The organism is Streptomyces sp. CB02261 (assembly GCF_001905665.1).
GTDB lineage: Bacteria > Actinomycetota > Actinomycetes > Streptomycetales > Streptomycetaceae > Streptomyces.
On sequence record NZ_LIVX01000004.1, the window covers coordinates 711,257 to 729,659 of the forward strand.

An 18,403-nucleotide genomic window follows, 5' to 3' on the forward strand; every position below is an offset into this window, starting at 1 on the left:
AGAAAGTGTGAAACCCGGATGCAAGAGCGCCGACCCCGACTCGTCGTCGTGGGCAGCCGACTGAAGGCCTACCGCGAGTACGCGATGGCCTCCCTGGCCCGTGAGTACGAGATCTCCCTGGTGACCTCTCAGGAACTCACCTGGGAGAAGCCCTACATCGCCTCCTTCCGGATAGCCGACACCACCCGGGCGGAGACGCTGCGCCAGGCGGTCGAGGAGCTGCACGCGGAAGCGGCGGAGGCCGACGAGGCCGGCCCCCGGGCCGGTCTGTTCACCTGGGACGAGCTCTCGCTGATCGCCACGGCCCGGGTCGCCGAGCAGCTTGGCATGCCCCACCTCTCCGCCGCGGCCGCCGAGGCCTGCCGGGACAAGTACACCACCCGGACCCTGCTGGACCGGGCCGGTCTGCCCGGCGTCAGGCACCGTCTCGTGCACAGCGCGGAGGAGGCGTCCGCCGCGGCGGACGAGATCGGCTACCCGGTCGTGCTCAAGCCCCGCTCCCTCGCCGGCAGCATGGGGGTGACGCTGGTGCGCGCCGCGTCCGAACTGGCGCACTCCTACGCCCTGGTGGCCGGCACCACGTTCCCCGGCATCCGGACGGAACGGGGCGTGCTGGTCGAGGAATACCTGACCGGGCCGGAGATCAGCGTGGACAGCTGCGTCGTCGACGGCGAGGCGGAGCCGGTGTTCGTCGCCCGCAAGCGCCTCGGCTTCGACCCCGCCTTCGAGGAGGTCGGCCACCTGGTCGGCCCCTGGCGGCACGAGCCGTGGGCCGAAGAGGTCGACACCCTCGTCAGGGCGGCCCACCGGGCCCTCGGCATCGACCGGGGGATCACCCACACCGAGATCCGCCTGACTCCCTCCGGCTGCCGTCTCATCGAGCTCAACGGCCGTCTCGGAGGCGACCTGATCCCGTACGTCGGCACCCTGGCCCGCGGCATCGATCTGACGGTCGCCGGAGCGGCGCTGGCATCCGGCCGTACCCCCGACCTGACCCCCCGGCACGAGCGGTACGCCGAGGTGAGGTTCCTCTACCCGTCGTACGACGGCGTCCTGGAACGACTGGAGCTCGGGCGGGCGGACGAGGTCCCCGGCGTGACGGACGTGGTGCCGCTGGCCGCCCCGGGAGACGAACTCCTGCTGCCGCCGAAGGCGCTCACCCCCCGGACCGCCGCCGTCATCGCGACCGGCGACGACGAGACGACCTGCACCGTCGCGCTCGACCGGGCGGAGGCCGAGATCCGGCCGGTCCTCGGCGGATCCCCCCACGACGGCCTCGGGGCGCTCCTGGAGAACCCGGTCACCCGGCGCTACCTGGCGGCGGAGCGGGAAGCGGCGCACATGGTCGTCCCGGAGCTGCGCAATGACTGGAACAGCTATGGAGCGGGTGGCGGCAAGGCGCTGAACAGGCCGGTCTTCCTCGACTCCTCGGACCGCGTCCGGCTCGAAGCCGACCTCAACGGCCTGTTCGAACTGCTGACCACCATTCCCGACCGCCTCTTCGACGGCGACCGCCGTGCCTTCGCCCGCGCCGTCGGCATGACGGACACCCAGGTCGATCTGGTGATGCGGGGGGCGGGGCGCCGGATGCCCGCCATGTCCCGGGCGGACATGTACCGCGAGCCGGGCGGCTTCAAGCTGATGGAACTCAACACCGGAAGCTCCCTCGGTGGTTGGCAGATGGGCGAGTTCTCACGCCCGGCGGACCGCAACAGGGCGTTCCAGGACTTCGCCCACGAGGAGCGCCTGACCCATCCGGACCCCATCGGGAGGATCGCCGGCGTGCTGCGCGCCGAGGCCGCCGACGCGGGGTTCGAGCTGCCCGCGCGTCCGGTCCTCGCCCTCACCGAATGGCCCGACGGCTACACCTACACCAAGCCGTGGCTGGACTTCGTCGTCCCCGACTGGCTCCGTCACGGCTTCGACGCCGTGGTGTGCAGCCTCGCCGAGTTCGACTACCGCGACGGCGTCCCCCATGTCCACGGACGCAAGGTGGACGTGGTGTACCGGATCTTCCTGCCCGGCGAGATGGCCGACGAGCAGCGCAGCCGCGATCTGGTCGACCCCCTGCTCGACGCGGTCCACGCCGGGGACACCTTCCTGTTCGCCGGACTGGACTGCGAGCTGTACGGCAACAAGGGCAGCCTCGCCATGCTCAGCGACGAGCGCAACCGCGACGCCTTCACCGCCGACGAACTCGCCCTGGTGGAACGGATCCTGCCCTGGACCCGCTTCCTGCGCGACGAGACCGTGCACCGCGACGGCGACACCGTCGACCTGCTCCCGTACGTCCTGGCGCACAAGGACTCCCTGGCGCTCAAGCCCACGCTGCTGTACGGCGGGGTCGGCGTCATACCGGGCTGGTCGGTCGACCAGGAGGAATGGGAGAAGCACATCAGGGGCGCGGTCGGCGGACCGTTCGTCGTCCAGGAGCGCGTGCTGCCCGTCGCCGAACGCTTCCTTGCCGAGGACGGCCTCGGCTTCGAGCGCATGGTCGTCGCCTACGGCGTGCTCATGGTCGGCGGCACCTACTCCGGGATGCTGGTGCGCGGTACGCCCGACCCGCGGGTCGGCATCGTCAGCATGTCCAACGGGGCCCAGATCGGCTGCTGCTACCACGTCACCGACGAGCCGGCGGACGAGGCGTGAACGCCCCACGCCCCGCCGGGCTGTGGCGGGACCGCGAGTTCCTCAAACTCTGGGGCGGCGAATCGGTCTCGCTGATGGGAGCGCAGATCACCCAGCTGGCGCTCCCGCTCGCGGCGGTCTACCAGTTCCAGGCGTCGTCCACCCAGCTGGGACTGCTCAACGCGGCCGGCTTCGCCCCCTTCCTCGGGGCGACCCTGTTCATCGGGGTCTGGGTCGACCGGCGCCGCCGCAGGCCCCTCATGATCTGGAGCAACATCGGGCGGGGCCTGCTGGTGGGGAGCGTCCCGCTCTGCGCCTACCTGGACCTGCTGACGATCGAGTACCTCTACGTGACGGCGTTGCTCGTCGGCGTGCTGACCGTGCTGTTCGACGTCTCCTACCAGTCCTACCTGCCCTCGTTCATCAAGCGGGAGCACCTGGTGGAGGGCAACAGCAAGCTCCAGGCCAGCAGTTCCCTGGCGCAGATCGGCGGACCCGGCTTCGCCGGCCTGCTCGTCGGCCTGCTGACGGCACCGGTCGCCCTGCTCGCCAACGCCTTCTCGTACGTCGTCTCCGTGGCGAGCCTGCTCGCCATCCGGCGGCCGGAGCCCGCCCCGGACGTCCCCGACGAGAAGACCTCCACCGCCCGGAGCATCGCCGAGGGGCTGCGCGTGGTGCTCCGCAACGGCTCCATCCGGGCCATCGCCCTGGAGGCCGGCACCTACAACTTCTGCTGGATGTCCCTGCAGACCGTCTTCGTGCTGTACGCGGCCCGGGAACTGGGGATGAACCCCGGCACCATCGGCCTCGTCCTGGGCGTGGGCGCCGTCGGCTCGCTGGTGGGAGCGGTCGCCGCGACCTGGCTGAAGAACCGGCTGGGCCTCGGCCGGGCCGTGGTCGCCGAACTGGTGCTGTGCTGCGCGGCCCCGCTCCTCGTCCCGCTGGCACCCGGGACGGGACCGCTGTCGTACGCGATGTACGTGACGGCCTTCGCCTGCTGCGGCATCGGCTCGACGATGTCGACCATCCACGTCGTGAGCCTGCGCCAGGCGATCACCCCGGACCGCCTGCTGGGCCGGGTGAACGCGGGCTGCCGGTTCATCGCGTGGGGGCCGCTGCCGCTCGGCGCCCTGGCCGGCGGACTCCTCGGCGACGCGATCGGCCTGCGCGACACCCTGTACGTGACGGCCTTCGGCTTCCTGACCGCGATGCTCTGGATCGTGTTCTCGCCCGTGCCCCAGCTGAAGGACTTTCCCGCCCAGCCGACCGCGGAGCCGGTCGACGAGAGGGCGTGACCCGCCCGCTCCTCATCACCGCGCGGTGGCGCCCGGTCCGCTCCCCGGACGCCACCGCCCCGCGCGGGAGCCCGTCCCCTGCTCTCCCGTCATCGCCGTACGCCGTCCTCGTCCCGAGCACGGCACACCCCCATCGCAAGGAGATCCCCGTGTCCACGTCCGCATCCGGACCTCTGTTCCGGACCGCAGGAACCGCCACCGGTCTGGAGAGCGTCCGGACCCTGATGAACGCGGCCCTCGACATCCTCCAGGAAGTGTCGGCACAGCGCACCGGACCGGTGGCCGCCGGCGGCCCCGAGGGAGCCAGGGCCGCCGCCCGGGAGGCACTGGCCGGCCCCCTGCTGCCGGAGGACGGCAGCGCCCCCGAGACGGCCCTGGCCGAGCTCGTACGCCCGTACGCGCAGTGGTCGGCGGACCTCACCCACCCGGCCGCCCTCGCCCGCATGCAGCCGCCGCCGATCGACGCGGCCGCCGTCGCCGAGCTGGTCGCCGCGGTGCTCAACCAGTCCCTCCACGCGTGGGAGAGCGGCCCCTTCGCCCTGGAGCTCGACCGCTGGGTCGTCGCCCGGCTGGCCGAGCTCGCCGGCTACGACCCCGACGAGGCAGGAGGCACCCTCACGCCCGGCGGCAGCGTGTCCAACCTCATGGCGATGACCATGGCCAGGGACACCGTCCTGGCGGACAAGACCGGCGAGTACCCCTTCCGCGGCGGACTGCGGGCGTGCGCCGGACAGCCCGTGGTCCTCTGCCCCGCCGGTGTCCACTTCTCCATCGAGCGGGCGGTGCGGCTCCTCGGCATAGGCGAGGACAACATCGTCACCGTCCCGGTGGACAAGGCCGGCCGGATGATCCCCGAGGAAGCCGACCGGATCCTCCGCGAGCTCCCCGAGGACGGGATCCCCGTCGCCATGGTCGCGGTGGCCGGCTCCACCGACCTCGGCATCGTCGACCCCCTGCCGGAGCTGGCGGCCGTCGCCCGCCGCCACGGCGTCTGGCTGCACGCCGACGCGGCGTACGGCGCCGGTGCTCTCTTCTCGCCCCGCCTGCGCGGTCTCCTCGACGGCCTGGCCGAGGCCGACTCGATCACCGTGGACCTGCACAAGTTCGGCTGGTCCCCGGCCTCCTCGGCCGTGCTCCTGGTCCGCAGGGCCGAGACGCTGCTGTCCTTCGGCCTGCAGCCCACCACCTGCCTCAGCGCGGACGACGACACCTGCGCCGGCTTCATCGGTCTGCAGGGCAGCTCCCTGCAGACCACCCGCCGGTCCGACGCACTGAAGATCGCGGTCACGATGCGCACCCTCGGCGCCCGGACCATGGCCGCCATGGTGGACACCTGCCACGACCTGGCACGGTACGCGGCGGAGCGGATCGACCGCGAGGCACGCCTCGAACTCTTCGCGGAGCCGCCGCTCACCTCGGTGCTCTTCCGCTGCCTCCCGTCGCAGGGCGGTGACGCCGAGGCCGACGCGTTCAACGGACGTCTGCGCCGCCGGCTGATGGAGGAAGGCCGTTCCCTCATCGCTCGCACGCACATCACGGGCGAGGACGGCGTGAGCCGCGTCTACCTGAAGCTGATGCTGCTCAACCCCGAGACCACCCCGGAACAGCTCGACCGCGTCCTGGACGACCTGCTCGCCGCCGCGGAGGAGCAGGAGACCGGAGAGCAGGCGTGACGCGTCACGTCACGCACCGGGAGAGTCCAGTGGAGAGAGAACGGAAATGCCCGAGGTGAACGCCCCGCGTACGGCGCCCCCGGCCGGCCCTGGCGAGCCGGACCCCGTACGCGAATCCATGCAGGTGCTGCCGCGTGTGTTCGCCGCGCCGCTCACCCTGCTGACCGGTCGGCCGTACGCGGGACAGCCGGCCGTCCACCACACGGCCACCCGGCACCTGGTGAACGCCCTCGTCTCGTGCGCGTTCGGCCTGGCCCTCAGCACGACCGGGCTCGCGGTCGGCGGTCCGCTGCTCGTGCTGCTGGTGCCCGGCTGGGCCGCCGTCCTGCACGGCGCCCGGAACCTGCGGATGATGATCTACCACCAGTGCGCCCACCAGAACATGTGGCGCAGGCGGAAGCGGGACGGACTGGTGGGCCGGCTCATCGCCGCCGCGCTCATGATCCAGGACTTCGACCGCTACAGCGCCGAACACGTCGGCGATCACCACGCCCTGCACCACATGACGACGCGTGACCCCACGGTCCAGGCCTTCCTGGTGACCCTGAAGCTGCGGCCCGGCATGAGCCGCGGCCGAATGTGGCGCAGAGTGCTGGGCGTGTGCGTCTCGCCCTGGTTCCACGCCCGCTTCCTGGTCGCCCGGGTCCGTTCGTACTACACCTACGCCCCGCCCGCCTGGCGGGCCGGCACCACCCTGGCGTACGCGCTCCTCGCGGCGGCCGTCACGGTGCTCGGCGTGTGGGTGCCGTTCCTCGTCGCCTGGGTCCTGCCGATGACCCTGTTCTTCCAGATCAGCAACGTCTTCCGGCTCTGCGTGAAGCACAGCTTCCCGCAGCCGCACCAGACGCCCCGCCGCGGCCGGGAGTACTTCGCGAGCCTCACCAACGCGATCTTCGTCGGGGAGCGGGCGCCCTCGCCGCGGCTTCCGGCGCCGCGCCGCCACGCGGCCTGGGCACGCTGGTGGTTCCGCATGCTGTTCGTCCACTTCCCGTCCCGCTACCTCGTCCTCACCGGGGACACGGTCGTGCACGACTACCACCACCGCTACCCCATGAGCCGGGAATGGGCCTCGTACCTCTTCGCGAGGGAGGAGGACCACCGCCGCGGAGCACCCGGCTGGCCTTCGTACCACGAGGTGTGGGGGCTGGTCCCGGCCATCGACCACGTCTTCGACTCGCTGCGGACGGCCGACCCCGAGGAGTTCGACCCCGACCGGCTCGTCGAGGTCAACCACCGTGCCCTGTTCATGGCATTCGAAGACTGACGACCACACCCGGGTCCGCAGGACACCGGAATCCGAGAGGAAGCTGCCGATGCACGCGCTGCCAGGCGAGGGTGAACGCCTCGTCGTCCTCGGCGTCGCCGAGAGCGACGCCCACGCCGTCGCCAACCAGCTCATCGCCCTGCAACTGCGGGACTACGGCTTCACCGTGGTCAACCTCGGCGTCTGCACCCCGCTCGGCGAGTTCGCCGACGCGGTGGACGCGCACCCGCAGGCCGAGGCCGTGCTGATCGGCAGCCTCAACGGACACGCCCACCACGACTTCCGTGACCTGCCGAGGCTGCGTGCCGCCGGCCGGCTCGGCCTCCCGGTGATCGTCGGCGGCAACCTGTCCGTGGGCAGCCGTACGACCGAGGCGGACCTGCGGCGCCTGCGGGACCTGGGGGTCGACCACATCCTGAGCGACGGCAACGAGATCGTGCTGCTGCTCGACCGGCTGCGGAGCACGGGCAAGGCGGCCGAACTCCAGCATGGCTGATCTGGACGCACTCGAGCTGGACCCCGACGTCGCCGCCTCGCTTCCCGACTGGCCCGACGTCGTGGCCCACCTCGCCTCGCCCACCCTGCCGAGGGTGGTCGACGTGCTGCGCGCCGCCGAGGCCCGGGACCGCCCCGCCCTCCAGCCACGCTGCGGGGTGGGCGGCCACGAGCCGATGCGGGAACTGCTGCGCGAACTGGAGGGTGCGGGCCCGGACATCCTCTCCGTCACGGTCGACTCGCACACGAGGCTGAGGAAGTTCCGCGCGGCGCATGACGTCCTGCTCCGCGACCCGACCGAGCTGAACGGCTACCCGCTGGTCAGCCACGGGTGGCGACGGGGCCGGGAGCTCGTCGAGACGGTGGGCGTGCCCCTGGAGGTACGCCACGGCTCACCGGATCCGCGCGAACTGTTCGCCGTCTCCCTTGCCTCGGGCATCACCTCCTTCGAGGGCGGCGGCATCGGCTACAACCTGCCCTACTCCAAGGACGTTCCGCTCTCCCGCTCCCTGCGGGCGTGGCAGCGGGTCGATGCCGTGTGCGGGGCACTCGCGCGCTCTGGAGTCGTCGTCGACCGGGAGCTCTTCGGCACGCTCACCGCCGTGCTCATCCCGCCGTCGGTGAGCCTCGCCATGACGCTCCTGGAAGGGATCGCCGCCGTCACGGAAGGCGTCCGCTGTCTGTCGATCTCCTACCCCCAGGGCGGGGAGGTCCACCAGGACATCGCGGCCCTGCGCGCCGTGCGCAGGCTGGCTCGCCGCTACCTGGGCGCGGACGTGGAGGTGTATCCCGTCCTCCACGAGTTCATGGGAGTCTTCCCCACCACCCCCGAGTTCGCCGGTGGCCTCATCCTGCTCGGCGGGCTGACCGCCCGGCTCGGCGGGGCCACCAGAGTGATCACGAAGACGGTGCAGGAGGCGCACGGGATCCCCGACGCGGCCGCGAACGCCTCCGGACTGCGTACGACGGCACTCGGGGCATCGGATCTGCTGGACTTCGTCCGCGTGGACGAGGACCGCGTCGCCGAGGAACAGCACTGGATCGAGCGCGAGGTGTCCGAGCTCGTCGAACCGGTCCTCCAGGCCGGCGGTCTCTTCGAGGGGATCGAACGGGCCTTCCGGGAGGGAAGGCTCGACATCCCGTTCAGCGCCAGCGTCCACGCCCGTTCCGAGATCGTGCCGCGTCGCGACGCCCAAGGCGCCGTCCGGTACGGAAGCAGCGGGAACCTCCCCTTCTCCGGTGCGGTGCTGCGCCACCAGGCCGCGCAGCTGCGCGCGGCCGAGAAGACCCCGCCGCGCAGCCGGATGGCGGCGGTCCACGCCGACATCCACTACTTCCTCGCCAAGGAGAAGTCGCTGTTCCTGCCCGGCCCCCGGCCCTCCGGCGGACACCGGTCCCCGCCCCCCGACCCCTCTCGCACATCGTTCTCCCTACCACCGATCGAGGTACCCATGACGACCACCGCATCCGGCCCGGCCGCCCCTCTCCCCGCCGGTCTGCCCGACCCGGAGGCCGGCGCCCGCGTCGTCGCCGACGACCGGGCCCACCTGTTCCACTCCTGGGCCGCGCAGGGTGCCGTGAACCCGATGCCGGTCGCCGGGGGAGAGGGCCGTCACTTCTGGGACTACGAGGGCAGGCGCTACCTCGACTTCTCCTCGCAGTTCATCAACCTGAACATCGGTCACGCGCACCCCAAGGTCGTCGCCGCCATCAAGGAACAGGCCGACCGGATCTGCATGATCGCCTCGACCTTCGCCAACGACAAGCGCGGCGAGGCCGCCCGGCTGATAGCCGAGATCGCACCGGGCGACCTCAACCGGGTGTTCTTCACCAACGGCGGGGCCGAGGCCAACGAACACGCCGTGCGCATGGCCCGCATCCACACCGGGCGCCCCAAGGTCCTCTCCGCGTACCGCTCCTACCACGGGGGGACGGCGACCGCGATCAGCCTCACCGGCGATCCACGCCGCTGGGCCAACGAGAACTCCGGCAGCGCGTCCGGGAACGTCGCCCACTTCTTCGGCCCCTACCTGTACCGCTCGCACTTCCACGCCACCACGGAGGCCGAGGAGTGCGCGCGCGCCCTGGCCCACCTCGAGCAGGTCATCATGTTCGAGGGGCCGTCCACGATCGCGGCGATCGTGATGGAGACGGTCGTCGGCACCGCCGGGATCCTGGTCCCCCCGCCCGGTTACCTCGCCGGGGTCCGGGAGCTCTGCGACCGGTACGGCATCCTCTACATCGCGGACGAGGTCATGTCCGGCTTCGGCCGTACGGGCGCCTGGTTCGCCGTCGACCACTGGAACGTCACCCCGGACCTGATCACCTTCGCCAAGGGGGTCAACTCGGGTTACGTGCCGCTCGGCGGGGTCATCCTTTCCGACGCGGTGCACGAGACCTTCCGCGACGTGGCCTACCCCGGCGGTCTCACCTACTCCGGCCACCCCCTGGCGTGCGCCGCCGCGGTGGCCACCATCACCGCGATGCGAGAGGAGGGCGTCAACGAGAACGCCGCGCGCGTGGGAGCGGAGGTCATCGGCCCGGGACTGCGCGAGATCGCCGACAGGCACCCGTCGGTCGGAGAGGTGCGCGGGCTCGGCGTGTTCTGGGCCGTGGAACTCGTCCGCGACCGGGACAGCCGCGAGATGCTCGTCCCGTACGCCGCCGGCGGTGATCTGGCCCGCCCTGTGGACGAGGTGGTCTCGGCGTGCAAGGAGGGCGGTATGTGGCCGGTGTACAACTACAACCGCATCCACGTCGTTCCCCCGTGCACCATCACCGACGAGGAGGCCCGTGAGGGGCTGGCCATTCTCGACCAGGCCCTGTACGCCGCCGACAAGTACGTGGGCTGACCCCCCGAACGCAGCCGAGGGCGCGAGGTGTGGGCCGTACCGAACTGTCCCGGTCCGGCCCCGGCCCCGGCCCCGCTCCGTCTCCCGCCCGGTCCCCGGGCGGGGGCCGGTGCGCTTGGCAGGGGACAACGCTCCTGCACCAGGTCAGGGAGCGTTGCCCCTCCGGGGAGGCGTCGTGGAGGCGGGTGCAGCGGATCCCCTCCGCGCGTCTTCGCGGCCGGGGTGGCGAGTGCCGAGCTCCCAGGAGGCGGAAGCCGCGCGAGAGCGGTTCGTGAGCGCCCTGAGACGGTGGCCGGCGTCCCGCGATGAATCCCGGCGGTCGGCTCCGGATCACGGCCCGACGCCTCGGTAGCGCTCCGGCTGCCCGCCCCTTCGGCAACCCGCTGGTCAGCGTACTCGGCGCATTCAGCGTCGCACGAAGTCCGTCACCGTGCCGTGGTTGTCGGGAGCGGTCAGACCCCAGAGCATCAGCGCCACGACGATTGCCAGCAGGATCAGCCCCGGCACGTTCTCGGCCCCCCAACTGACGGGCTCCCGGACCGGTGGGCCGGGTGTGGCGTCGTCGCGTGCGGCGGCGGAGTCCGCGCGCTGCCAGGGCTCGACCTCGGCCTCACCCCGGGCGATCCGCGCGGCCACCTGGCGCACGTCGGCCGCGTGGTACGTCGGCTCGCTGGTCAGGTCCGGGTAGGGCGCGGCCGAGGTACGTACGCTGTTGGCCCGCGCCACGGCCCTGATGCTGCTCGGCCTGATCTGCGGCCAGATCTCCCGGACTTCTGCCTTCGTCAGCCAGCCTTCACCGTCCTCATGATCCTGCTCGTCCGCTGCCCCCATTCGACGTCCTCCCCCTCGCTCGCCGATCACCCTTGGCCCGATATCCAGGGCTTGATACCCAGGCAGCCGAAAGATCACCCGGCCGGGCAGTCACACTCGAACTCGCGCCCACCGCGATCGGTAGCGAAAAGACTTCTCCCGCCTTACAAGAACAGCCCAGGGGTCCTCGGCCCTGTGCTGGCGGTCGGCGTTGTCACTATGATCAAACGCCCCGTGCGGCCGGCCGTCTCGGGATGCCCCGCGACCGCTCGGCGGCGAACGATACGGCCAGTGGCGATTCCCGGCGCGGCTCGTCAGGGCCGGCTGTCGTCACCGGGCCGGAGGGTGCTTGCGGTGGGGGTCCAGGCGAAAGTCGGGGCAGTCGCGGTTTTGACACGCACTCGGGCCCCACAGGGGGACGAATACGCCGAGGGTTTTGTGGCGATGAACCGCGGCCGGCACCGCTTGCATGCATGTAGGGCACACGTACGTTTTGGGCTTGCGCTTTATTTTGACCATCTTTTTACAATAAGCCCGTCCCGGTGTGTCCGGAAGTGCTCTGCCGAATCCTTGGTGAAGCGCCGGATGGATCAAGCATCCTGACCTGATGAGCCGTCCGAGGGATCAGGATTGTCTTCCGCATCCGGCGAGCTGGGCTGCCCGATCTCGGAGGCGCCCGTCTCTTCCCCCGTCCGTTCCACGGCGCCTGCCGGGGCGGGTCGTCTGAGGCTGAGGATCACAGATCCTGCCAGGACGACGATGATCACTGCGAGGCTGATCGGTGAGGGGATTTCGGGGATGCTGGGACTGATCATTTTGTGGGATGCCTGTAGGACGAGCTTGACACCGATGAAGGCGAGAATGATCGCCAGCCCTTTGCTCAGATAGTGGAAGCGGTCCAGGAGCCCGACGAGCATGAAATAGAGGGCTCGCAGGCCGAGGATGGCGAATGCGTTGCTGGTATAGACGATGAAGGCGTCATCGCTGACGGCTAGGACGGCCGGGACGCTGTCGACGGCGAAGATCAGGTCGGCGGCCTCGATCGCGGCGACCACCGCGAGCAGGGGGGTCGCCACCCGTTTGCCGGCTTCCTTGACGAAGAACTTCGCCCCGGCGTACTCGTCCCGCACCGGGATGAACTTGCGGAGCAGCCGCACGGCGAAGCTCTTGCCCGGGTCGAAACTCTCCTCCTCATCCTTGAGGAGCTTGTAGGTGCTGTAGAAGAGGACCGCCGCGAAGGCGAACAGCACGGCGGTGAAGCGGCTGACCACGGCCACGCCGAGGGAGAGGAAGATCCCGCGAAAGAGGAGCGCGCCGATGACGCCGAAGAACAGCACGCGGTGCTGGTAAGCACGTGGCACCTTGAAGTAGGCGAAGATCACGGCGAAGACGAAGAGGTTATCGACCGACAGGCTCTTCTCCAGCAACCAGGCCGTCGTGTACTCGGTGCCGGCAGTGGCGCCGAGGACGAGAAAGACGACCGCGCCGAAGACGACGGCGAGGCCCACCCAAAGGCCGCTCCAGGCGGCAGCTTCCTTGAAACGAATGACGTGCGCGGTGCGGTGGGACAGCAGATCCACCGCCAGCGACACGATCACTGTCGCGGCGAACGCCCCCCACAACCAGAACGGGACATCGAGCACGCCGAACATCCTCACTCGGGCCACGCCAAAAAGAGTCAGCCCTTATACAGGAGTGTCCGGCATTACTCGCCCGAAAGCACGTGGCACGAACGCGGCTGGGACGTGCCCGGCGACGTCAGTGAGACCGGTCGGGACATGCCGGGGTCGGTCGGCTCATGCTTCCGTCCCTGCCCACCGTGGACATCGACCTCGAACGACTCGGCAACAGAGCCATGACGGCCCTGATCACAGGCCTGAAGCACACGGCTCCCGAGACGGACGAGGGCTCCCTGTTCCGGATGATCTGGAGTCGCAGCTCTGGTACATCGTGCCGCTCGATCGCCAACCGCGGCAGCGCAGCAAGACGACTGCCGAGGTTCTGATCGGCTCCGTCATGCTGCCGTTCCCCCTCAGCAACGACCCGGTCCTCAAGCGGCAGCGCCAGGCTCAGGAGAACCCGTACGACGTCCTCAAGCACTACGGCTACCGGCGCAACGTCTCCTGGCAGGAGACTCCGACGCCTCCAGCGCCGGTGCCGGGGCCGCCGAGGCCGCAGTCCGGCAAGGGGGAGAGGGGGTGGCCGGGGCGGTAGGACTATTGCGGCCGTTAGAGGGGTCGTGCGCTCCGGTACCGATCCCCAGCTGGCGGGGCGTCGAAGGACCTGCGGACTCGCCTCACAGAAGATGCGGGCCACTGGATCGATCGGAGTTCTCTCGTGCGTGCTCGACTCGGTATCACCACTGTGGCCGCTGCCGCGGTGGCCGCTTCCCTGCTGTCTCCCGCGCTGGCCTCGGCGATGGCTGGGGGCACCGACCCGTTCGTCCCCGGAGAGCGTGCTGCTGGACACGGTCTGGTCAGCGTGGGCCTGACCTCGGACCAGCGCCTCGTCGGCTTCCACGTCTCCAACCCGGGCGACACCTGGGCGCTCGGCAAGGTCTCCGGCCTCACCGGTGACACCACGCTGGTCGGGATCGACTTCCGCGTCCAGAACGGCAAGCTGTACGGCGTCGGCGAAAAGGGCGGCATCTACACCATCAGCAGCGCTGCGAAGGCCGTCAAGGTCTCGCGGCTGACCGTCGCGCTGCAGGGGAAGCACTTCGGGGTCGACTTCAACCCCGCCGCCAACCGCCTGCGCGTCATCAGCGACACCGGCCAGAACCTGCGCCACAACATCGACGACCCGGCCGCCCCGAAGACCACCACCGTCGACGGCACCCTCACCAACCCGACCATGCCGCCCTCGACGGCTCTCGGCGTCACCGGCGCCGCGTACACGAACAACGACCTCAACGCTGCCACGGCCACCACGCTGTTCGACATCGACACCACCAATGACCGCGTCTCGCTGCAGTCACCGGCCAACGCCGGCACCCTCGCCCCCACCGGCGGCCTCGGCGTCAACGCCGGTCCCTCGGCCGGATTCGACATCTACTACAAGGCCTCCAACGGCTCCAACCAGGGCTTCGCCGCCCTGACCGCCGACGGAAAGCAGCGCTTCTACAAGGTCGACGTCCTCAACGGCCGCGCCGACCTCGTCGGCGCCTTCCCCACCGCGCGCCAGGTCGTCGACGTCGCCCTCCCGCTCGACCAGCACTGACCGGAGCGGACGCCGGGGACGGGCTGCCCGAGCCCGCCCCCGGCCCACCCCGTACGCATGCGTCCGACGACGGCTGGCAGGGGACCTCTGTGCCCGGCATCGAGGTACGCCGCGAACCGGGAAGACCCGAGATCCGGATCCTGGGCTGGCAGAACGTACTCCTGCCTTCGCTCGTCTGCTGCTTCCAGGACGCGGTGCCCGCGCCCGCGCAACGGACATGGTGAAAGTGCGCGGACTGGAGGTCGCGCAGTAGGGAAGAGGTCTGGAAGCGACCGGTGCTGGCGGCAGCAACCGAACCAGCAAGCAACGAACTTGGTCGAAGACCGACCCCGACGGCCCCACGCGCGATGTGTCGCGCCGCTCACCGTGGGCTCCCCTGAGTTCGGGCCGGGGGCGTGGCGCCGCGCGGCACACCGTTGGTCGGCACGTACGGTGCCTTCATGACGACAGAACCGGAAGGGGACCCGGTTGAGCCGGCCGAGGTTCGCGCGGCTCGCTCCGCCATCGAGGCCTACCTGAGCGGTACGGGTGCGGAAGGGAACCGCCTTCCGCGAAGCGCCGGCGGCCCTCCTGGTTCCTCGGAACCTGCGACAGATGGTGCTCCGGCTGGGGGCGACCGTCGCATCGACGACGCCACGGCGGAGCGCATCGCCCGCGAAGCCTGGGATGCCGTGAGCGCGGTCACCCCGCCCCCTCCTGACCCTGGATCCGATGCGGGTCCCGCTCGGACCGCCAAGGAGCAGGAGCCGGCAGAAATCATCGAGCGCCGTCGACAGGCCGTCGCCGTCGTTCGTGGCCTGCAGCTTCTCGGCTATCACCTCGATGAGACGCTCCTGCCCGGACCCGACATGGCTGCCGGATAACCCGGTGTTCCTGTTCCCGGTCGGCGACGGCTGACACGGGAGCCCCTGCACCGCGCCTTCGTTCCGCCGGCGCAGAAGCGGCCTACGAAGCGGATCGACCGCGTCGCCTTCCGTACGGAGCTCCGGCTGGGGGGCGAGCTGGTGTGCTGTCTCGTGCGCTTGGTGCCGCTACGCGGGATCGGTGGTACCGGTCGGTAGGGCCTGCTGGTAGAGCGTCACCAACACGCCGTGCAGGGGCTGGTCCTCCTCTTCCTCGGCCTCGTCGACCAGTCGGGTGAGGGTCTCGCCGAGTTCTCTTGCCTTCGCGGGGCTGAGAGGCAGGTGGCGCAGTGTCAGGTGGGTCTCGGCGGGGGAGCGGTCCAGCTCCTGGGCGACCGCGGCGAGCATCGCGGCGGTGCCCGCCGCCTGGGGTTCGGCGACGACCATGTGACGGGCTGTGCGCTGGTAGTACCGCTCGGTGCCGCCACGGACCTGACGGGTCTCGGTGACATGGACCAGCCCGGCTTCACGGAGCACTTTGAGGTGGTGGGCCACGTTGCCCTTCTTCGCGTCGAGCTGCGCCGTGAGCTGGCTGGTGGTGGCAGGCCGGTGGCCCAGGGCGAAGAGCAGCCGCTGCCGCAGCGGGTGGGCGAGCGCCGCGAACTGCTCAGGCGCACCGATCTCCAGGACGTCCTCAGGAGGCGGCGGAAAGGAAGGCTGATCACGCATATCCAAAGTGTCTAAACTCTTTGACGCTTTCGCAAGAGGGGTGCTCTACTCCGTGCCATGACAACGCCTACGAAGCTTGCGCCCGCCCCTGTCATCGACGAGACCGCCCGGCTGCTGACCGAGCACTACGTTTTTCCCGAGATAGGCGAGCAGCTCGCCGGCCTGCTGCAACGCCGCCTCACCGAGGGCGCCTACGACGTCGAGGACGCCGAGGAGCTCGCCCGCCTGGTCACCGCGGACCTGCAGTCCGTCAACGGCGACCGACACCTGAGGCTGAAGCACCACGCCGACCCGGTGTCCCCGGAGCAGGGGGCGGCCACCCGGGACGCCATGCGCCGGGACTTCGACACCTCGCTGGGCGGTGCGCCCCGGGTGCAGTTGCTCGACGGAGGGGTCGCCGTGGTGGAGCTGGCGCCGATGCTCTTCCCGCTGGAGTGGGCCGCCGAACCGCTGAGCGCCGCGCTCACCCTGGTCTCCCGCGCCCAGGCCCTGATCCTGGACGTTCGCGCCAACCGGGGCGGCGACCCGGACACGGTCGCCTTCGTCTGCAGCCACCTCCTGGACAAGCGCACCCACCTCAACACCATGTACTGGCGCGGCGGCGAGCGCCGAGAGCAATCCTGGAGCCAGCCGCAGGTTCCCGGCGCGCGCTTCGGCGGCAGCAAGCCGCTGTACGTGCTGTCCAGCGGCAGCACCTTCTCCGCCGCCGAAGAGCTGGCGTACGACCTCCAGCAGCTCGGCCGCGCCGTGATCGTCGGCGAGCGCACCCGCGGCGGCGCGCACCCGTGCAAGGGCTGGACGGTGCACCCCCACCTGGAAGCCACCATCCCCTTCGGTCGCGCCGTCAACCCCGTCTCCCGCACGAACTGGGAGGGCACCGGTGTGCAGCCGGACATCCCTTGCGCGGCTGCTGATTCCCTCGATCACGCGCACGCGCTGGCCCTCGCCCGACTGGCAGGCTGACCCGGCCCGGCTCACCTCCGACAGCATGGTGCTCAGCCCCCAGGACGCCGAGGTCGGCGATGGGGGCCGGAGCGGTCGCCTTCGTCTGCGGGCCGAGATCAGCCGCGGCCCCCGGCAGGACCTGTCGGCAGAGAGCGGGGTGGCCTCTTCGCGATGAGGGTGGGTACGACGGGGACGAATCGGGAGAGGAAGACGGCCTACGCCTGGTGCAGGCGCTGCACGCGCAGGTCGAGCACCTGAGGATCGAGCGGGAACTGCGCGAGCAGGCGGCACGCGGCGCCGAACGGTCAGCGATCGCCGCCGAGATGCACGACGTGCTCGCCCACCGGCTCAGCCTGATCGCCCTGCACACCGGCGTCCTGGCCACGAGAAGGGACACCCTGCCCGCTCCCGTCGTCGAGCGCCTGACCCTGCTGCGTACGGCGTCCACGGACGCCCTCACCGACCTGCGCGACGTGCTGGCGCACCACCGACGAGCGGCTCGTGACCGACCGGCCCGCTCCGGTCCTGCGCGATGTCGAGGAGATGATCGAGGAGGCACGGGCGGGCGGCAGGTCATCGACACGGCCGTGGAGGGCAGGCCCGAGCAGGCCCCCGCCGCCCATCGGCTGGCCGTCCTCCGCCTGGCCCAGGAAGCACTGACCAACGCCCGCAAGCACGCCCCCGACGCCCCCGTCCGCGTCGACTACGGACCGCCCGCCACGCTCATCGAGGTCACGAACCCCCCTGCCACCGGTGCCCGTGCGGTGCCCTCGGGGTTCGGTCTGGTCGGTCTGCGCGAGCGGGTCGAAGCACTCGGCGGGCATCTGACCGCCGGACCCGGTGGCGCCGGGGCCTGGCGGCTGGCCGCCCGTATCCCTCACCCCGTCGCCGAACAGAACGGTCCCCGCACGTGATCCGCGCCATGGTCGTCGACGACGACGCTCTCGTACGCCTCGGTCTGACCGACCTCCTCGACGGCGACGACGACATCGAAGTCGTCGCCCAGGCCACCGACGGCCTGCACGCCGTCGAACTGGCCACCGCCCACCACGTCGACGTGGCCCTCGTCGACGTCCGTATGCCCCGCATGGACGGCATCACCGCCACCGCGCGACTGCGCGCCCTTCCCCACCCGCCGAGGGTCATCACCCTGACCACCTTCGACCTCGACGCCTATGTCTACGACGCGCTGGCCGCGGGCGCCGACGGCTTCCTCCTCAAGGACACCGAACCCGCCGAGATCCTGCGCGCCGTCCACCTCGTCGCTGCCGGGTCCGCCGTGCTCCATCCCGCCGCCGCCCGCCGCCTCATCGACCGCTTCCACCGCACCGACCGCCCTCGGACCGCGCAGGCCCGGACCCGGATCGACCGGCTCACCCCTCGCGAGACGGACGTCCTGGCGCTGCTCGCCGAGGGGGCCACCAACGCCGACATCGCGAACGCGCTCGGCATGCGGGAGAGCACCGCGAAATCCCATGTGAGCCGCATCCTGGCCACCCTGGCCGTCACCAACCGGGTCCAGGCCGCGCTTCTGGCCCGCGACGCCGGCCTCACTCCCTGAGCCCCGCCACTCGGTGACGGGTGGGTACGGCGGCACCCCGTAACACAGGATTCAGAAACGCCATTGAAATGTCGATGTGTAATGCCTGAT

At 70.7% G+C, this 18,403-nt stretch carries 15 protein-coding genes and 1 pseudogene; 13 read left to right on the forward strand and 3 right to left on the reverse strand.

Annotated elements, in window-relative coordinates; genetic code table 11:
* Positions 1-18 precede the first annotated feature (18 nt).
* The 7 genes and pseudogenes from AMK29_RS35055 to AMK29_RS37135 all read left to right on the forward strand — a co-directional run bounded on the left by AMK29_RS35055 (position 19) and on the right by AMK29_RS37135 (position 10,207).
* Positions 19-2,649: an ATP-grasp domain-containing protein gene (locus tag AMK29_RS35055; protein ID WP_079196909.1), complete on the forward strand. Its 2,631-nt coding sequence runs from the start codon at positions 19-21 to the stop codon at positions 2,647-2,649.
* Positions 2,646-3,923 (forward strand): MFS transporter, encoded by a 1,278-nt coding sequence (locus AMK29_RS36390; protein WP_158071321.1) that lies wholly within the window; start codon positions 2,646-2,648, stop codon positions 3,921-3,923. Before AMK29_RS35055 ends, AMK29_RS36390 begins: the two co-directional genes overlap by 4 nt.
* A 149-nt stretch (positions 3,924-4,072) precedes the next feature.
* Positions 4,073-5,596, forward strand: a complete 1,524-nt coding sequence (locus tag AMK29_RS16610; protein ID WP_198942253.1) for a pyridoxal phosphate-dependent decarboxylase family protein — start codon at positions 4,073-4,075, stop codon at positions 5,594-5,596.
* 46 nt (positions 5,597-5,642) lie between these two features.
* Entirely contained in the window at positions 5,643-6,860 is a 1,218-nt protein-coding gene (locus tag AMK29_RS16615; protein ID WP_073813468.1) for a fatty acid desaturase, read from the forward strand.
* Between the two features lie 49 nt (positions 6,861-6,909).
* Positions 6,910-7,356 carry a cobalamin-dependent protein gene (locus tag AMK29_RS16620; RefSeq protein WP_073813470.1) on the forward strand — a complete coding sequence of 149 codons (447 nt, stop codon included), beginning with the start codon at positions 6,910-6,912 and terminating at the stop codon, positions 7,354-7,356.
* Positions 7,349-8,647: pseudogene (locus AMK29_RS37130) on the forward strand (methylaspartate mutase); the annotation flags it as partial. The gene AMK29_RS16620 and the pseudogene AMK29_RS37130, both read left to right, overlap by 8 nt.
* Positions 8,648-8,806: 159 nt before the next feature.
* The gene (locus AMK29_RS37135) at positions 8,807-10,207 is read left to right on the forward strand and encodes an aspartate aminotransferase family protein (RefSeq protein WP_073813876.1); all 1,401 of its coding nucleotides are present in this window, start codon (positions 8,807-8,809) and stop codon (positions 10,205-10,207) included.
* 405 nt (positions 10,208-10,612) lie between these two features.
* Here AMK29_RS37135 and AMK29_RS36395 read toward each other — a convergent pair whose 3' ends face one another.
* Both AMK29_RS36395 and AMK29_RS16645 read right to left on the reverse strand, forming a co-directional pair.
* Positions 10,613-11,038 carry a hypothetical protein gene (locus tag AMK29_RS36395; protein WP_073813472.1) on the reverse strand — a complete coding sequence of 142 codons (426 nt, stop codon included), beginning with the start codon at positions 11,036-11,038 and terminating at the stop codon, positions 10,613-10,615.
* A 569-nt stretch (positions 11,039-11,607) separates the two neighbouring features.
* On the reverse strand, positions 11,608-12,660 hold the full coding sequence (locus tag AMK29_RS16645; protein WP_073813878.1) for a TerC family protein: 1,053 nt from the start codon (positions 12,658-12,660) through the stop codon (positions 11,608-11,610).
* 373 nt (positions 12,661-13,033) lie between these two features.
* On the opposite strand from AMK29_RS16645, the gene AMK29_RS36400 reads away from it, so the two are divergent.
* The 3 genes from AMK29_RS36400 to AMK29_RS36170 all read left to right on the forward strand — a co-directional run bounded on the left by AMK29_RS36400 (position 13,034) and on the right by AMK29_RS36170 (position 15,099).
* Positions 13,034-13,231, forward strand: a complete 198-nt coding sequence (locus AMK29_RS36400; protein WP_158071322.1) for a hypothetical protein — start codon at positions 13,034-13,036, stop codon at positions 13,229-13,231.
* Positions 13,232-13,354: 123 nt separating this feature from the next.
* Positions 13,355-14,236 (forward strand): DUF4394 domain-containing protein, encoded by an 882-nt coding sequence (locus AMK29_RS16655; protein ID WP_073813478.1) that lies wholly within the window; start codon positions 13,355-13,357, stop codon positions 14,234-14,236.
* Between the two features lie 440 nt (positions 14,237-14,676).
* Entirely contained in the window at positions 14,677-15,099 is a 423-nt protein-coding gene (locus tag AMK29_RS36170) for a hypothetical protein (protein ID WP_143202899.1), read from the forward strand.
* A gap of 168 nt (positions 15,100-15,267) precedes the next feature.
* Here the strand turns inward: AMK29_RS36170 and AMK29_RS16660 are convergent, their stop codons facing one another.
* Entirely contained in the window at positions 15,268-15,807 is a 540-nt protein-coding gene (locus AMK29_RS16660) for an ArsR/SmtB family transcription factor (protein WP_073813480.1), read from the reverse strand.
* A gap of 57 nt (positions 15,808-15,864) precedes the next feature.
* Between AMK29_RS16660 and AMK29_RS16665 the strand changes: the two genes are divergently transcribed.
* From AMK29_RS16665 to AMK29_RS16675, 3 genes are all read left to right on the forward strand, one after another.
* Complete coding sequence (locus AMK29_RS16665; RefSeq protein WP_073813482.1) at positions 15,865-16,770, forward strand: S41 family peptidase; 906 nt, start codon at positions 15,865-15,867, stop codon at positions 16,768-16,770.
* A 206-nt stretch (positions 16,771-16,976) separates the two neighbouring features.
* Positions 16,977-17,666, forward strand: coding sequence for a sensor histidine kinase (locus AMK29_RS16670; RefSeq protein ID WP_241845407.1), 690 nt, complete (start codon positions 16,977-16,979; stop codon positions 17,664-17,666).
* On the forward strand, positions 17,663-18,313 hold the full coding sequence (locus tag AMK29_RS16675; RefSeq protein WP_073813484.1) for a response regulator: 651 nt from the start codon (positions 17,663-17,665) through the stop codon (positions 18,311-18,313). Before AMK29_RS16670 ends, AMK29_RS16675 begins: the two co-directional genes overlap by 4 nt.
* The last annotated feature ends 90 nt before the right edge of the window (positions 18,314-18,403 follow it).

What these genes read in the sequence shown, in the direction of transcription:
- AMK29_RS16660 (WP_073813480.1), bottom strand. Translation starts at nt 15,807, where the DNA reads ATGCGTGATCAGCCTTCCTTTCCGCCGCCTCCTGAGGACGTCCTGGAG.
- AMK29_RS35055 (WP_079196909.1), top strand. Translation starts at nt 19, where the DNA reads ATGCAAGAGCGCCGACCCCGACTCGTCGTCGTGGGCAGCCGACTGAAG.
- AMK29_RS16615 (WP_073813468.1), top strand. Translation starts at nt 5,643, where the DNA reads ATGCCCGAGGTGAACGCCCCGCGTACGGCGCCCCCGGCCGGCCCTGGC.
- AMK29_RS36170 (WP_143202899.1), top strand. Translation starts at nt 14,677, where the DNA reads ATGACGACAGAACCGGAAGGGGACCCGGTTGAGCCGGCCGAGGTTCGC.
- AMK29_RS16620 (WP_073813470.1), top strand. Translation starts at nt 6,910, where the DNA reads ATGCACGCGCTGCCAGGCGAGGGTGAACGCCTCGTCGTCCTCGGCGTC.
- AMK29_RS37135 (WP_073813876.1), top strand. Translation starts at nt 8,807, where the DNA reads ATGACGACCACCGCATCCGGCCCGGCCGCCCCTCTCCCCGCCGGTCTG.
- AMK29_RS36395 (WP_073813472.1), bottom strand. Translation starts at nt 11,038, where the DNA reads ATGGGGGCAGCGGACGAGCAGGATCATGAGGACGGTGAAGGCTGGCTG.
- AMK29_RS16665 (WP_073813482.1), top strand. Translation starts at nt 15,865, where the DNA reads ATGACAACGCCTACGAAGCTTGCGCCCGCCCCTGTCATCGACGAGACC.
- AMK29_RS36400 (WP_158071322.1), top strand. Translation starts at nt 13,034, where the DNA reads ATGCTGCCGTTCCCCCTCAGCAACGACCCGGTCCTCAAGCGGCAGCGC.